The organism is Cellulosimicrobium sp. Marseille-Q8652 (assembly GCF_965112045.1).
The window spans coordinates 844,722-857,804 of record NZ_CBCOPS010000001.1; the positions used below are offsets into that span (position 1 = coordinate 844,722).

Genomic DNA, 13,083 nt, shown 5'->3' on the forward strand with positions numbered 1-13,083 from the left:
CGCTAGGCGCCACCTGTTTCGGACGCGTAACCGTCGCGGCGCGGGTGTGTGAACGCGTCGGGGACGGGCAGGATGGGCAGGTGGAGACCTCGATCCTCTGGCACCCCGGACCCCTGATCGACGACGTCGAGATCACGCAGGTCCACGAGCTCGCCGCCGCGGCCGAGCGCGCGGACGGCGTCGCGCCGCTGTCGGAGCAGCCGCTCCTCAACCTGCGGGAGGCCGACGACGACGTGGTCCACCTGCTCTCCTGGTGGCGCGGGAGCCTCGCGGGCTACGCCCAGGTGGACCGGCGCGGCCCCGTCCCCAGCGCCGAGCTCGTCGTCCGGCCCGAGCACCGGCGCCGTGGGCTCGGGTTCCACCTGCTCGCGAGCGCGACGGCCCGCGCGCAGGAGCGTCGCGACGGCGACGCGGCGGACCAGCAGCACGACGCCCCGCACGACGACCGGGCCGGCGCGCTGCACGTGTGGGCCCACGGCGACCTGCCCGCGGCCCGGGCGCTCGCGGAACGCTCGCGGTTCGTGCCCGTCCGCGAGCTCCTCGTGCTCGCCCGCCCCCTGGACGGACCCGACGAGCACCCGTTCCCCGACGTGCCGCCCGACCTGCGCCTGCGCACGTTCGTCCCCGGGGCCGACGACGAGGCATGGGTCCGCGCGAACGCCCGCGCGTTCGCGCACCACCCCGAGCAGGGACGCCTCACGGTCGCCGACCTGCGGGCGCGCGTGCGCGAGGACTGGTTCGACGCGGCCGGGCTGTACCTGCTCGAGGCCACCGGGTCCGCCGGCGTGGAGAGCGACGGGGCCGTCGTCGGCTTCGTCTGGACGAAGATCCCGACGGACGCCGCTCCCGACCCGGCCGGGCCCGGCGCGCCGACCGCGCCGCCTCCGGAGGGCGAGATCTACGTCGTCGGCGTCGACCCCGACGCCCAGGGGCGCGGCCTCGGGACGCTCCTGACCGCCGTCGGGCTGGCTCACCTGGCCCGCGCGCGCGTGCGGGAGGCGGTCCTCTACGTCGACGGCGACAACGCTCCCGCAGTCCGGACCTACGAGCGCGCGGGCTTCGTGCGGCGCACCGCGGACGTCCAGTACGCCGCGCCACCGAGGACGGGCCGACCGGCCGGCCGGTGACCCGTGTCACGCACCGTTCACCAACTGGTGCCACCATGAACCCATGACCGAGACGTCCACCCAGCGCACGCTCGACCCGGATCTCGCGGCGCACATCGCCGAGCACATCGCCGAGGAGCCGGAGCTCGAGATCGCGCCGGTCGACGACGCGCCGCTGCCCGACGACCGCTTCGCGGACCGGGAGCTGAGCTGGCTCGCGTTCAACCAGCGCGTGCTCGAGCTCGCGGAGGACCCGCGGCAGCCGCTCCTGGAGCGTGTGCGGTTCCTCGCGATCTTCGCGTCGAACCTGGACGAGTTCTTCATGGTGCGCGTCGCCGGCCTGAAGCGCCGCATGGCGACGGGCATCGCGGTCACGGCCGCGTCCGGTCTGTCCCCGCGCCAGGTGCTCGACGCGATCAGCGAGCGCGCGCACGAGCTCATGGCGCGGCACGCGAGCGTCTTCGCCGACGACGTGCAGCCCGCGCTCGCCGCCGAGGGCATCACGCTCGTCCACTGGGACGAGCTGGAGACGCGCGAGCAGGAGCGCCTGCACAAGTACTTCCGCAAGCAGATCTTCCCGGTCCTCACGCCGCTCGCCGTGGACCCGGCGCACCCGTTCCCGTACATCTCGGGCCTGTCCCTCAACCTCGCGGTGGTGGTCGCGAACCCGACGACGGGCAAGGAGCACTTCGCCCGCGTCAAGGTGCCGCCCCTGCTGCCGCGGTTCATCGCGGTCGACGCGCGGGGACGCCCCTCGGCGCCGACGTCGCAGACGGGCGCGTCCGACCGCGGGCCCACGTCGTTCGTGCCGATCGAGGAGGTCATCGCCCAGCACCTCGACCACCTCTTCCCGGGCATGGAGGTGCGCGAGCACCACACGTTCCGCGTGACGCGCAACGAGGACGTCGAGGTCGAGGAGGACGACGCCGAGAACCTCCTGCAGGCCATGGAGAAGGAGCTGCTGCGCCGCCGCTTCGGCCCGCCCGTGCGCCTCGAGCTCACGCACGGCATCAGCCCGCGCATCCGCGCGCTGCTCGTGCGCGAGCTCGGCGTCGTCGAGGAGGAGGTGTACGAGCTCCCCGAGCCGCTGGACCTCACGGGCCTCAACCTCCTCGCCGACCTCGACCGCGCCGACCTGCACTTCCCGCCGTTCGTGCCGACCACGCACCGCGTGCTCGCCGAGGTGGAGAGCGCCTCGCCGACCGACGTGTTCGCCGCGATCCGTGAGCGCGACGTGCTGCTGCACCACCCGTACGACTCGTTCTCGACGTCCGTGCAGACGTTCCTCGAGCAGGCCGCGAACGACCCGAAGGTCCTCGCGATCAAGCAGACGCTGTACCGCACGTCGGGCGACTCCCCCATCGTCGACGCGCTCATCGACGCCGCCGACGCGGGCAAGCAGGTGCTCGCCCTCGTCGAGATCAAGGCGCGCTTCGACGAGGAGGCGAACATCTCGTGGGCGCGCAAGCTCGAGCAGGCGGGCGTGCACGTCGTCTACGGGATCGTCGGGCTCAAGACCCACTGCAAGCTCTCGCTCGTCGTCCGGCAGGAGTCCGACGGCCTGCGCCGGTACTGCCACGTCGGCACGGGCAACTACCACCCGAAGACGGCCCGCCTGTACACCGACCACGGCCTGCTGACGTGCGACCCCGACGTCGGGCAGGACCTCACACGCCTGTTCAACCAGCTCTCGGGGTACGCGCCGCAGTCCCGGTTCCACCGGCTCCTCGTCGCGCCCCGCACCGTGCGCACCGGTCTCGTGGAGCGCATCGAGCGCGAGTCGGCGGCGGCGCGCGCCGGCCGCGACGCCTGGGTGAAGATGAAGGTCAACTCGGTCGTCGACGAGGCGACGATCGACGCCCTGTACCGTGCGTCGCAGGCAGGCGTGAAGGTCGACCTCGTCGTGCGGGGCATCTGCGCCGTCCGGCCCGGCGTGCCGGGCCTCTCGGAGAACATCCGCGTCCGGTCGATCCTCGGGCGGTTCCTCGAGCACTCGCGCATCTTCGCGTTCGCGAACTCGTCGGGGCCCGCCCTCGGGGACGGCCCCGAGAGCGGCCCGGAGGTGTTCATCGGGTCCGCGGACCTCATGCACCGCAACCTCGACCGGCGGGTCGAGGCGCTCGTACGCATCACCGACCCCGACCAGGTCCGCGAGCTGCTCGACCTCCTCGACACCTCGACGGCCGACACGACGGCCTCGTGGCACCTCGACGCGGACGGGACGTGGCACCGGCCGGAGGCCGATCCCGACGGCCGGCCGCTCGTCGACCTGCAGGCGAGCCTCGTGAGCCGCCAGCGCCGTCGTCTCGCCGGGAGGCGGTGAGCCGCGGATGGGAGTCCCGCCCTCCGCGCTGCAACCGGGCGTGCCGTTCCGCCCTGCGCTCGGCCCCACGCACGTCGAGCACGCCCCCGTCATCGAGTCCGCCGGTGCGCTCGTGTGGCGCGTGCAGGGGGGAGACCTGCAGGTCCGCCTCGTGCACCGCCCGCGCTACGACGACTGGTCCTGGCCCAAGGGCAAGCTCGACCCGGGCGAGACGTTCCAGGCCGCGGCGACGCGCGAGGTGGCCGAGGAGACCGGCAAGCCCGTGGTCCTGGGCGTGCCCCTCCCCGGCCTGCAGTACCTGACGCCCGAGGGACGCGTGAAGCGCGTCCACTACTGGGCGGCCCGCCGCGCGTCGCGCACGCGCGACGCCGGCGCGATCGCGGCCCGTGCGCCGGTGCCCCCGGTCTCGCCGCAGGAGATCGACGCGGCCGCGTGGCTCCCCGTGCAGGACGCGGCGCGCCGGCTGACGCGGTACGCCGACCGCACCCCGCTCGAGGCGCTCGTGCGCGAGCGCGACGAGGGCCGCCTCACGACCCACGTCGTCGTCATCGCCCGCCACGGCAAGGCCGTGACGCGCGGCGCGTGGCACGGCGAGGAGCGGGACCGTCCGCTCACGCCCACCGGGCACGCGCAGGCGATGGCGCTCGTCCCCGTGCTCGCGGCGTACGGCGTCGAGGCGGTCGTCACGAGCCGGTGGGACCGGTGCGCGCAGACCATCGCGCCCTACGCCGACGCGGCCCGCCTCGAGACGGTGAGCAGCGAGCACCTCGGCGAGGCGCAGCACGAGCGCTCGCCCGGGAGGGTCGCCCGGACCGTGCGCGAGCTGCTCGAGACGGAGCGGTCGACGGTCCTGTGCACGCACCGGCCGGTCCTGCCGACCGTCCTCGACGTGCTCGGCCAGCACTCGCGCCGCGCCGTCGCGAACGCCCTGCCGACGCAGGACCCGTACCTGGAGCCGGGCGAGGTGATCGTCGCGCACGTGGCGCACACGTCGAAGGGACCGCGCGTCGTCGCGGCGGAGAAGGTCGCGCCGCCCCTGCACTGACCGGGCGGGACGGGCCGCGCCGCGTCAGAGGAGGATCGGGCTGAGGATCCAGTACATGACCGCGGCCACGAGGGCGGCCATGGGGATGGTGAGGACCCACGCCACGCCGATGTTCTTCGCGACGCCCCACCGGACCGCCGAGAGCCGCTTCGTCGCCCCGACGCCCATGATCGCCGACGTGATCGTGTGCGTCGTCGAGACGGGGGCGTGGAAGATGAAGGCGTTGGCGTAGAGCACCAGGGACGCCACGGACTCGGCGACGAAGCCGCGTGCCGGGTCGAGCTCGATGATCTTGCGGCCCAGCGTCCGCATGATGCGCCAGCCACCCGCGTAGGTGCCGAGCGAGATCGCCGTCGCAGCCGAGAGCTTGACCCACAGCGGGATGGTGTTGTCGTCCTGGAACCCTCCGGCGACGAGCGCGAGCACGATGACGCCCATCGTCTTCTGCGCGTCCTGCAGGCCGTGGCCGAGGGCCATCGCCGCGGCCGACGCGGTCTGCGCGATGCGGAAGCGGCGGAACGCCTTCGCGGGCGCCGCGTTCCGGAAGAGCCACAGCACGCCCACCATGAGCGCGAACGCCAGGCCGAACCCGATGAGCGGCGAGAAGATCATGGGCAGCACGACCTTGTCCAGGATCGCGTCCCAGTGGACCGTGATGCCCGACGCGAGCCCGACGCCCGCGAGCCCCCCGATGATGGCGTGCGTCGACGACGACGGCAGGCCGAGCCACCACGTGATGAGGTTCCACGTGATCGCGCCGACGAGGCCGCACAGCACGATGACGAGGCCCTGGTGGGGCGGGACGTCGTTCACCGCCACGATGTCCTCGGCGATGGTCTGCGCCACGGCCGTGCCGAGCAGCGCCCCGATGAGGTTGAAGACCGCCGCCATGATGAGCGCGGCGCGCGGGGTCAGGGCCCGCGTGGACACCGACGTCGCGATCGCGTTCGCCGCGTCGTGGAACCCGTTGGTGTAGTCGAAGGCCAGCGCGAACGCGACGACCACGACGACGAGGACGACCTCGCTCCCCACCGTTCTCAGGACTCCTTGAGCGCGATGGTCTCGACCGTGTTCGCGACCTTCTCGAACGCGTCCGCGGCCTCCTCGAGGATCTCGACGATCTCCTTGAGCTTCATGAGGAGGATCGGGTCCGCGACGTCGTCGAACAGCTCGGCGAGCAGCTTGCGGTGCAGCTTGTCGGCCTGGTTCTCCAGGCGGTTGACCTCGACCCAGTACTCGGCGAGGTCGCTCATGGACCGCAGCCGCGGCATGGCCTCCGCCGTGAGCTCGGACGCCCGCTGCAGCACCTGCACCTGCTCGGAGACCCGCGCCGGCAGCGCCTCGACCTTGTACAGGACGATGAGGTCGGCGGCCTCCTCCATGAAGTCCATGCAGTCGTCGAGCGCGGACGCCAGCGCGTAGATGTCGTCCCGGTCGAACGGTGTGACGAACGTCTGGTTGAGGCGCCGCATGATCGAGTGCGTGGCGTCGTCCGCGAGGTGCTCGGTCTCGCTCAGCTGCTTCGCCAGCACCTTGCGGGTGGGCCGGTCGGCGCCGAGCAGCTCGGCGAGGAGCGTGGAGCCGGTGACGAGGTGCTGCGCCAGGGCGGCGAGGAGATCGAAGAACGAGGTGTCGCGCGGGGTCAGGCGCAGGCGCACGGGGGGCTCCGGAGGTGGGGCGGGGTCGGGTTCGGCGCGGTGTCTCCAGCGCTCTCGTGTCCGTGTCGACGAGGCGCTGTCGGTACTGCGGCGATGAGTCTCGAAGGGTGCTACGGGTGAGGTGCGGGTGAACACGGGTCGAACTCTCGTCAAATGTAGCCGACCGACGGCCGTGGTCCGGCACCCGTGCCCGTGCGTGCGTCACGACGTGCCGCACGGCCCGCGCACGCCGGCCGGAGGTCCCGCCGGGCGGGCGGTGCGGAGCGCTGGGACGCGCAGGGGCGGCACAGGAACGGGTCGGGCTGGTGAGGTGCCGACGCCGCCCGCCTCGTCGCGGGCCGCCCGGCCACGGAGCGACGCCGGACCGGGAGCGCCTCTCGGCGCGTGGCCGCTCGAAGCGGCTGAGTGTGGAGCCCGGGGCTACCGCGGTCCGGCGTCGTCGTCCATGGTACGTGCCGCTGCGCGGCACGGGAACCCGGAGGGCGCCGTGTTCGCGCAGCGCGAGACTCCCCCGGGCCGGGGTGCGAGCGGGCCTCCGGCGTGGGACAGGCTGCCCGGGCCGGCCCGTCGGTCGGGCCGGTCAGCCTGTCGGTCCGGCCGGTCAGTCGAGCCGGTCGGCCCGCCACAGCGTCGCCGCGTGCTCGAGCTCCTCGGCCGTGCGCTGCAGCGACGACGCGCCCCGGGTCGTGCGCAGCGCGCCGTCCGGGTCGGCGACCTCGCGCGCGTCGGCGTCGAACGCCGCCCCGGTCGCGAGGATGCGGCAGAACGACGCCGCGCGCTCCAGCGCGACGGCGAGGTCGCCCGCGAAGACGCCGGACAGGACGGCGTCGGCGAGCTCGCGCAGGTCCTGCGGCTCGGGCGGGCGCGGGACCCCGGCGATCGCCTCGTGGACCGGGGCGACGTCGACCCCCAGCCGGTAGCGCAGCGTCACGGTCTGCGGGTCGCGGCGCACCCACTCGCGCAGCACGTAGAGCCGCCACAGCGCGCCGGGCAGCGAGTTGGGCGGTGCGTCCGCCCACAGCGACGCGACGACGTCGAGCCCCTCCGTCTCGACGAGCCGGACGAGCCGGCCGACGACCTCGGGGTCCTCCGCGTCGCGGGCCTGGTGGACGATCGCGTGCGCGGTCGTGTGCGCGACCTCCTCGCGGAGGGCGGGGTCGAGCTCGCCCGGGAGCTCGTCGGCGTCGCGCGGGTCGAGCATCGCGGGCCGTCGCGGACGCACCGTGCGGTCGGCACGGTCCGAGCCGGCGGCTCCGTCGGCGCGGTCGGCGCGGTCCGGACCGGGACGGCTCCCCGCAGCCGACGGCGACGCGTCGCGGGGCTGTTCGGGCGGGAGGTCTGCGTCGTCGGGCACCGACCCAGTCTGCACCGGGACGTCGACCGGGTGCGCGACGGTCCGGCGGCACGGCCGCACCGGTGTCGCGCAGGCCACGTCCGAGCGCGCTCCTTCGGCGCGCCGGGCCGGAGGGACCGACCTACAGTGACGAAAGGGGTCCCGGCAGGACCCGTGAGCGACCGGAGGGATCCCATGTCCAGCAGCGACACCGCAGGTCACCCGACCGTCACCGCGAAGAGCGCGCACCGCAAGGCCATCGGCCTCGCGTTCGCCGCCGCCGTCGGTGGCTTCCTCTTCGGGTTCGACAGCTCGGTGATCAACGGCGCGGTGGCAGCGATCGAGGGGCAGTTCGACCTCGACGCCGCGGTCACCGGTCTGGTGGTCGCGATCGCGCTCCTCGGGTGCGCGCTCGGCGCGTGGTCCGGCGGCAAGCTGGCCGACCGATGGGGACGCACGCGCGTCATGGTGGTCGGCGCGATCCTGTTCTTCGCGTCGTCGATCCTCTCGGCGATCGCGTGGTCGGCGCTCGACCTGGCGCTCTGGCGGTTCATGGCGGGCGTCGGCATCGGCATCGCGTCGGTGATCGCTCCCGCGTACATCGCCGAGATCGCCCCGGCCCGCCTGCGGGGGCGCCTCGGGTCGCTCCAGCAGCTCGCGATCACGGTCGGCATCTTCGCGGCGCTGCTCTCGGACCAGCTCCTCGCGGAGACCGCCGGCGGTGCCGCCAACGAGCTGTGGCTGGGCTGGGAGGCCTGGCGGTGGATGTTCCTCGTGTGCGTGGTCCCCGCGGCGGTGTACGGCATCCTCGCGCTGCGCATCCCGGAGTCGCCCCGCTACCTCGTGGCGAAGGGTCGCGACGCGGAGGCGAGGGACGTGCTCGAGTCGGTGCTCGGCCCCGACGAGGACGTCGACGACCGCATCGCGCAGATCCACCGCTCGATCGCCGTGGACGAGAAGAACGCCCAGGAGGGCTCGCTCAAGGGCTCGGCCTTCGGGCTCAAGCCGATCGTGTGGGTCGGCATCCTGCTCTCGGTCTTCCAGCAGTTCGTCGGGATCAACGTGATCTTCTACTACTCGACGACGCTGTGGCAGGCCGTCGGGTTCGACGAGAGCCAGTCGTTCCTCGTCTCGACGATCACGTCGATCACGAACGTCGCCGTGACGTTCATCGCGATCGCCCTCGTGGACAAGGTCGGGCGCCGTCCCATCCTGCTCATCGGCTCGGCCGGCATGACCGTCTCGCTCGGCATCATGGCGCTCGCCTTCACGCAGGCGAGCGGGAGCGGCGACAACATCTCGCTGCCGGACCCGTGGGGCCCCATCGCGCTCGTCGCCGCGAACGCCTTCGTCGTCTTCTTCGGCGCGTCGTGGGGGCCGCTCGTCTGGGTCCTGCTCGGCGAGATGTTCCCCAACCGGATCCGCGCCGCGGCGCTGGGCGTCGCCGCGATGGCCCAGTGGCTCGCGAACTTCGCGATCACGCTCTCGTTCCCCCCGATGCTCGACGCGTTCGGCGCGACCATCCCGTACCTCATGTACGCGATCTTCGCGGCGCTGTCGTTCGTCTTCGTGCTCTCGAAGGTCCCGGAGACGAGGGGCATGGAGCTCGAGGACATGGGCAACGAGGCGGCCACCCGCCGCGGCTGACCCTCCTCCACCCCGACGAGCCCGGGGTCGCACGGCATCCGGTCACCACGGAGCCCTGCGGCCCCGGGCTCGTCGCGTCCGGGAATGCGCCGACCCGACCGATGGTTGCTACAAGCAACTGCATGGCGTATGCTTGCCTGCAGCAACCAAGGAGTCATCGTGCCCGTCACCACCCTCGCCCCCGACGACGCAGCCACCGCCAATCCCGACCGCACCCCGACCTCGGGGCTCGTCCGCGCGCTCGACGACCTCGCGCGCGTGCAGCGGGAGAGCGCCGTGCGCATCGCCCGGGACCTCGACATCCCCCGCGCGTCGCTCGGCGTGCTGCGCATGCTCGACCGCTGCGGCCCCGTCCAGCTCGGCGACGTCGCGGCACGCCTGCGCGTCGACCTGTCCGTCGCGAGCCGGCAGGTGAGCCACCTCGTCGACGGCGGCCTCGTCCGGCGCTCGGTCGACGACGAGGACCGCCGGGCCCGGACCGTGGCGCTCACCGACGCCGGGCACGAGGTCGTCCGACGCTCGTTCGCGCTGATCGACGTGATGAGCGCCGAGACCTTCTCCGACTGGTCGCCCGACGAGATCGTCGCCGCGACCGACCAGATCGAACGCGTGACCGAGGCCGTCGCGGCGGCTCATGCCGCCTCCGGCCACGCCACGCCCGCCCCGAACTCCCCCGCATCGCCCGCATCCCCGAGGAGCACCACCGCATGACCAGCCCCGCCACCGACCAGGAGACGCCACCCGCGTCCGCCGGCCAGACCACGATGACCCGCCGCGAGGTCATGGAGTCCCTCTCCGGGATCCTCCTCGGCATGTTCGTCGCGATCCTCGCGAGCTCCATCGTGTCGAGCTCGCTGCCCAAGATCGTCAGCGACCTCGACGGGTCGCAGTCCTCCTACACCTGGGTCGTCACGTCGACCCTCCTCGCGATGTGCATCTCGACGCCCATCTGGGGCAAGCTCGCCGACCTGACGAACCGCAAGGTCCTCATCCAGGTCGCCCTCGTGGTCGCCGTCGTGTCCTCGGCGCTGGCCGGGCTGTCGCAGAACGTCGAGACCCTCATCGCCCTGCGCGCGTTCCAGGGCATCGGCGCCGGCGGCCTCATGGCGCTCGCGACCGTGCTCATCACCGACATCATCTCCCCGCGCGAGCGCGGCAAGTTCATGGGCCTCATGGGCGGCATCATGGCGGTCAGCCAGATCGGCGGCCCGCTGCTGGGCGGCGTGCTCACCGACACCGTGAGCTGGCGCCTGAACTTCTTCGTCGGCCTGCCGTTCGCGATCGCCGCGATCGTCGTGCTGCAGCGCACGCTGCACCTGCCGGCCATGGCGCGCAGGGTCGTCCGCATCGACTACTGGGGCGCGATCCTCGTCAGCGTCGGCGTCGCGACGCTCCTGCTCTGGGTCACGTTCGCGGGCCAGAACTTCGAGTGGCTCTCGTGGCAGACCCTGGTCATGGTCGGTGGCGCGCTCGCCGCGCTCGTCGGCGCCGTGCTCGTCGAGCGCGTCACCCCCGAGCCGATCATCCCGCTGCACCTGTTCAAGAACCGCACCTTCGTCCTCGCGGTCGTGGCGTCGGTCGCCGTCGGTGTCGCGATGTTCGGCACGGCCGTCTTCCTGAGCCAGTACATGCAGGTCGCCCGCGGCAAGACGCCGACCGAGTCCGGTCTGCTGACGATCCCCATGATCATCGGCACGTTCGTCGCGTCGACGCTGTTCGGTCAGCTCATCACCAGGACCGGCCGGTACAAGACGATCATGGTGTCCGGCGCGGCACTCCTCGCCGTGTCCCTGCTCGCGCTCTCGACGATCGACTACCACACGAGCTTCGTGCTGGTGAGCCTCTACCTGTTCCTGCTCGGCACCTCGATGGGCATGCTCATGCAGAACCTGGTCCTCGCGGTCCAGAACACGCTCGCCGTCGAGGAGATGGGCGCCGGGTCGTCCACCGTGGCGTTCTTCCGCACGCTCGGCGGCGCGATCGGCGTGTCCGTGCTCGGTGCCGTCCTCGCGAACACGGTGACGTCGTCGATCCGGTCCGGCCTCACGTCGATGGGCGTCCCGGCCGACTCGATGGGCGGCAGCAGCGCGGTGCCCGACGTCGCGACCCTGCCCGCCCCGATCCGCGACCTCGTCGAGAAGTCGTACGGCGACGGGATCGCCGAGATCTTCCTCGTCGCGGTGCCGCTCGCGCTCGTCGCGCTGATCGCGGTCGCCTTCCTCAAGGAGGTGCCGCTCGGCACCAAGACCGGCCTGCAGGAGCGGCTCGAGCGCGAGGCGGCGGCGTCCGCCGGAGCCGACGACGCGCCCGTGGACGCGACGCCCGGACGGGTCACCCTCGTCGAGGAGGCCGAGTCGACGCTCGTCGACGCCTGGGCACCCGGCGGCCTCCCCGAGGACGACGTGACGGCCCGACCGTCCCGCTGACACCTACCGCGCCGAAGGCGTGAGACATGCGGTCCCGAGACGATCCGGGGCCGCATGTCTCGTGCTCCCGACGTGCTGGCCGGAGTCCGGGCGGGGTGAGGTTTCCCGAACGATCGTGACCTTTCCTCCCCGTTGCCCCCATGATGGGCCTGTGTCCGCCGAGAAGCCCGCCCCCAGCGCCGACCCGACCACCGAGCCCGACGCCGCGTACGTCGACCTCGAGCGCGAGCTGCGCATCCTGCTGCGGCGCGCCGGTGCGGCCGCCGCCGCGATGGCCCGCCGGATCCATCCCGGGCTCGAGGCGAGCGCCTACCCGATCCTCGCGCACATCGCGGACCGGCCCGGCGTCCGCGGCTCCGAGCTCGCCGCGCACTTCGGCGTCGGGCGCGCGACCATCTCGCGACAGCTCAGCAGGATGCACGACCTGGGCCTCGTCGCGCGCGAGGTCGACCCCGACGACTCGCGCGGACAGCTCATCACGCTCACCCCGGACGGCGCCGCCCGGCTCCAGGCCGCCCACCGTGGCCGGGTGCAGTCCATCACGGAGGCTCTCGTCGGGTGGGAGCGGGACGACGTCGCGACCCTCGCCGGGCTCCTGCACCGCTACTCCGAGGACGTCGTCCGCTGGAACGCCACCCGGTGACGCCCGCGCGGCGTCGCGTCGGCCTCGGGGTCGCGCTCGCCGCCGTGGTGCTCGCGGGCCTCGTCGTGGCGACCCGTGCGCCGGACCCGTGGGGCGACGTCGGCGGCGACGTGCTCTACGCGGTGGCGACCTACCTGCTCGTGGCGCTCGTGCTCGCGCGGTCCCGGCCGTCCGTGGTCGGCGGGGTCGCCCTGGCCTGGTGCTGGGCGGTCGAGGCGCTGCAGGCGACCGGTGTCGCCGCGGCCGTGAACGACGAGGTCCCGCCCGCGGCGTGGCTGCTGGGCAGCACGTTCGCGGTGCGGGACCTGGTCTGCTACGCGGTGGGCGTCGTCCTCGCGGCGGGGGGCGACGTCCTCGCGCGGTCGCTCGTCGCGCGCCGCGCGAGGCGGCACGCGACGGCGGACGTCACGCCGTCGGCTCGAACGTCAGGCTGACCGAGTTCATGCAGAAGCGGTCGCCCGTCGGGGTCTGCGGCGCGTCGTCGAACACGTGCCCCAGGTGCGAGCCGCACCGGGCGCAGCGCACCTCGGTGCGCACCATCCCGAGGCTGCTGTCCGTCAGCAGCTCGACACGGTCGCCGGCGAGCGGGCTGAAGAAGCTCGGCCACCCGCAGTGCGAGTCGAACTTCGTGTCCGAGCGGAACAGCTCGTTGCCGCACGCGCGACAGCTGTAGACGCCGACGCGCTTCTCGTCGAGCAGCTCGCCGGTCCACGCGCGCTCGGTGCCCGCGTGGCGCAGGACGGCGTACTCCTGCGGCGTGAGCTCCTCGCGCCACTGCGCGTCGGACTTCGTCACCTCGTAGGTGCCGGTGTCGTGGGTGTTCTCGTGGGTCTTGTCGGTCATGCTCCACCTCCGACCATCCCAACCGTCGGGAGGCGCTCGGTGTTCCTGGCCCGTGGCGC

The 13,083-nt window shown here is 73.1% G+C and carries 12 protein-coding genes; 8 read left to right on the top strand and 4 right to left on the bottom strand.

Annotated features, from left to right (window positions below; translation table 11 throughout):
- The first annotated feature begins 80 nt into the window (after nucleotides 1-80).
- The 3 genes from mshD to ACWPWV_RS03645 are packed head-to-tail and all read left to right on the top strand — an operon-like array spanning nucleotide 81 to nucleotide 4,474.
- On the top strand, nucleotides 81-1,127 hold the full coding sequence (gene mshD / locus ACWPWV_RS03635; protein ID WP_454041595.1) for a mycothiol synthase: 1,047 nt from the start codon (nucleotides 81-83) through the stop codon (nucleotides 1,125-1,127).
- A gap of 43 nt (nucleotides 1,128-1,170) precedes the next feature.
- Entirely contained in the window at nucleotides 1,171-3,429 is a 2,259-nt protein-coding gene (locus ACWPWV_RS03640; protein ID WP_454041596.1) for an RNA degradosome polyphosphate kinase, read from the top strand.
- Nucleotides 3,430-3,436: 7 nt separating this feature from the next.
- Complete coding sequence (locus ACWPWV_RS03645) at nucleotides 3,437-4,474, top strand: NUDIX hydrolase (RefSeq protein WP_454041597.1); 1,038 nt, start codon at nucleotides 3,437-3,439, stop codon at nucleotides 4,472-4,474.
- Nucleotides 4,475-4,498: 24 nt separating this feature from the next.
- Here the strand turns inward: ACWPWV_RS03645 and ACWPWV_RS03650 are convergent, their stop codons facing one another.
- The 3 genes from ACWPWV_RS03650 to ACWPWV_RS03660 form a co-directional block, all read right to left on the bottom strand.
- A complete protein-coding gene (locus ACWPWV_RS03650) occupies nucleotides 4,499-5,506 on the bottom strand; it encodes an anion permease (RefSeq protein ID WP_454041598.1) in 1,008 nt (335 codons plus the stop codon).
- 5 nt (nucleotides 5,507-5,511) lie between these two features.
- A complete protein-coding gene (locus ACWPWV_RS03655; protein ID WP_454041599.1) occupies nucleotides 5,512-6,132 on the bottom strand; it encodes a DUF47 domain-containing protein in 621 nt (206 codons plus the stop codon).
- A 601-nt stretch (nucleotides 6,133-6,733) separates the two neighbouring features.
- Nucleotides 6,734-7,333, bottom strand: a complete 600-nt coding sequence (locus ACWPWV_RS03660; RefSeq protein ID WP_454042804.1) for a hypothetical protein — start codon at nucleotides 7,331-7,333, stop codon at nucleotides 6,734-6,736.
- A gap of 327 nt (nucleotides 7,334-7,660) precedes the next feature.
- On the opposite strand from ACWPWV_RS03660, the gene ACWPWV_RS03665 reads away from it, so the two are divergent.
- The 5 genes from ACWPWV_RS03665 to ACWPWV_RS03685 all read left to right on the top strand — a co-directional run bounded on the left by ACWPWV_RS03665 (nucleotide 7,661) and on the right by ACWPWV_RS03685 (nucleotide 12,615).
- Nucleotides 7,661-9,112, top strand: a complete 1,452-nt coding sequence (locus ACWPWV_RS03665; RefSeq protein ID WP_454041600.1) for a sugar porter family MFS transporter — start codon at nucleotides 7,661-7,663, stop codon at nucleotides 9,110-9,112.
- Between the two features lie 159 nt (nucleotides 9,113-9,271).
- Nucleotides 9,272-9,823 carry a MarR family winged helix-turn-helix transcriptional regulator gene (locus tag ACWPWV_RS03670; protein WP_454041601.1) on the top strand — a complete coding sequence of 184 codons (552 nt, stop codon included), beginning with the start codon at nucleotides 9,272-9,274 and terminating at the stop codon, nucleotides 9,821-9,823.
- A complete protein-coding gene (locus ACWPWV_RS03675) occupies nucleotides 9,820-11,538 on the top strand; it encodes an MDR family MFS transporter (RefSeq protein ID WP_454041602.1) in 1,719 nt (572 codons plus the stop codon). The genes ACWPWV_RS03670 and ACWPWV_RS03675 overlap by 4 nt, the downstream gene beginning before the upstream one ends.
- Before the next feature lie 151 nt (nucleotides 11,539-11,689).
- A complete protein-coding gene (locus ACWPWV_RS03680; RefSeq protein ID WP_454041603.1) occupies nucleotides 11,690-12,181 on the top strand; it encodes a MarR family winged helix-turn-helix transcriptional regulator in 492 nt (163 codons plus the stop codon).
- Nucleotides 12,178-12,615, top strand: coding sequence for a ribosomal maturation YjgA family protein (locus ACWPWV_RS03685; RefSeq protein WP_454041604.1), 438 nt, complete (start codon nucleotides 12,178-12,180; stop codon nucleotides 12,613-12,615). The genes ACWPWV_RS03680 and ACWPWV_RS03685 overlap by 4 nt, the downstream gene beginning before the upstream one ends.
- On the opposite strand, the gene msrB is transcribed toward ACWPWV_RS03685, so the two are convergent.
- Entirely contained in the window at nucleotides 12,587-13,024 is a 438-nt protein-coding gene (gene msrB, locus ACWPWV_RS03690; protein ID WP_454041605.1) for a peptide-methionine (R)-S-oxide reductase MsrB, read from the bottom strand. The two genes, ACWPWV_RS03685 and msrB, sit on opposite strands and share 29 nt — an antisense overlap.
- Between the last annotated feature and the right edge of the window lie 59 nt (nucleotides 13,025-13,083).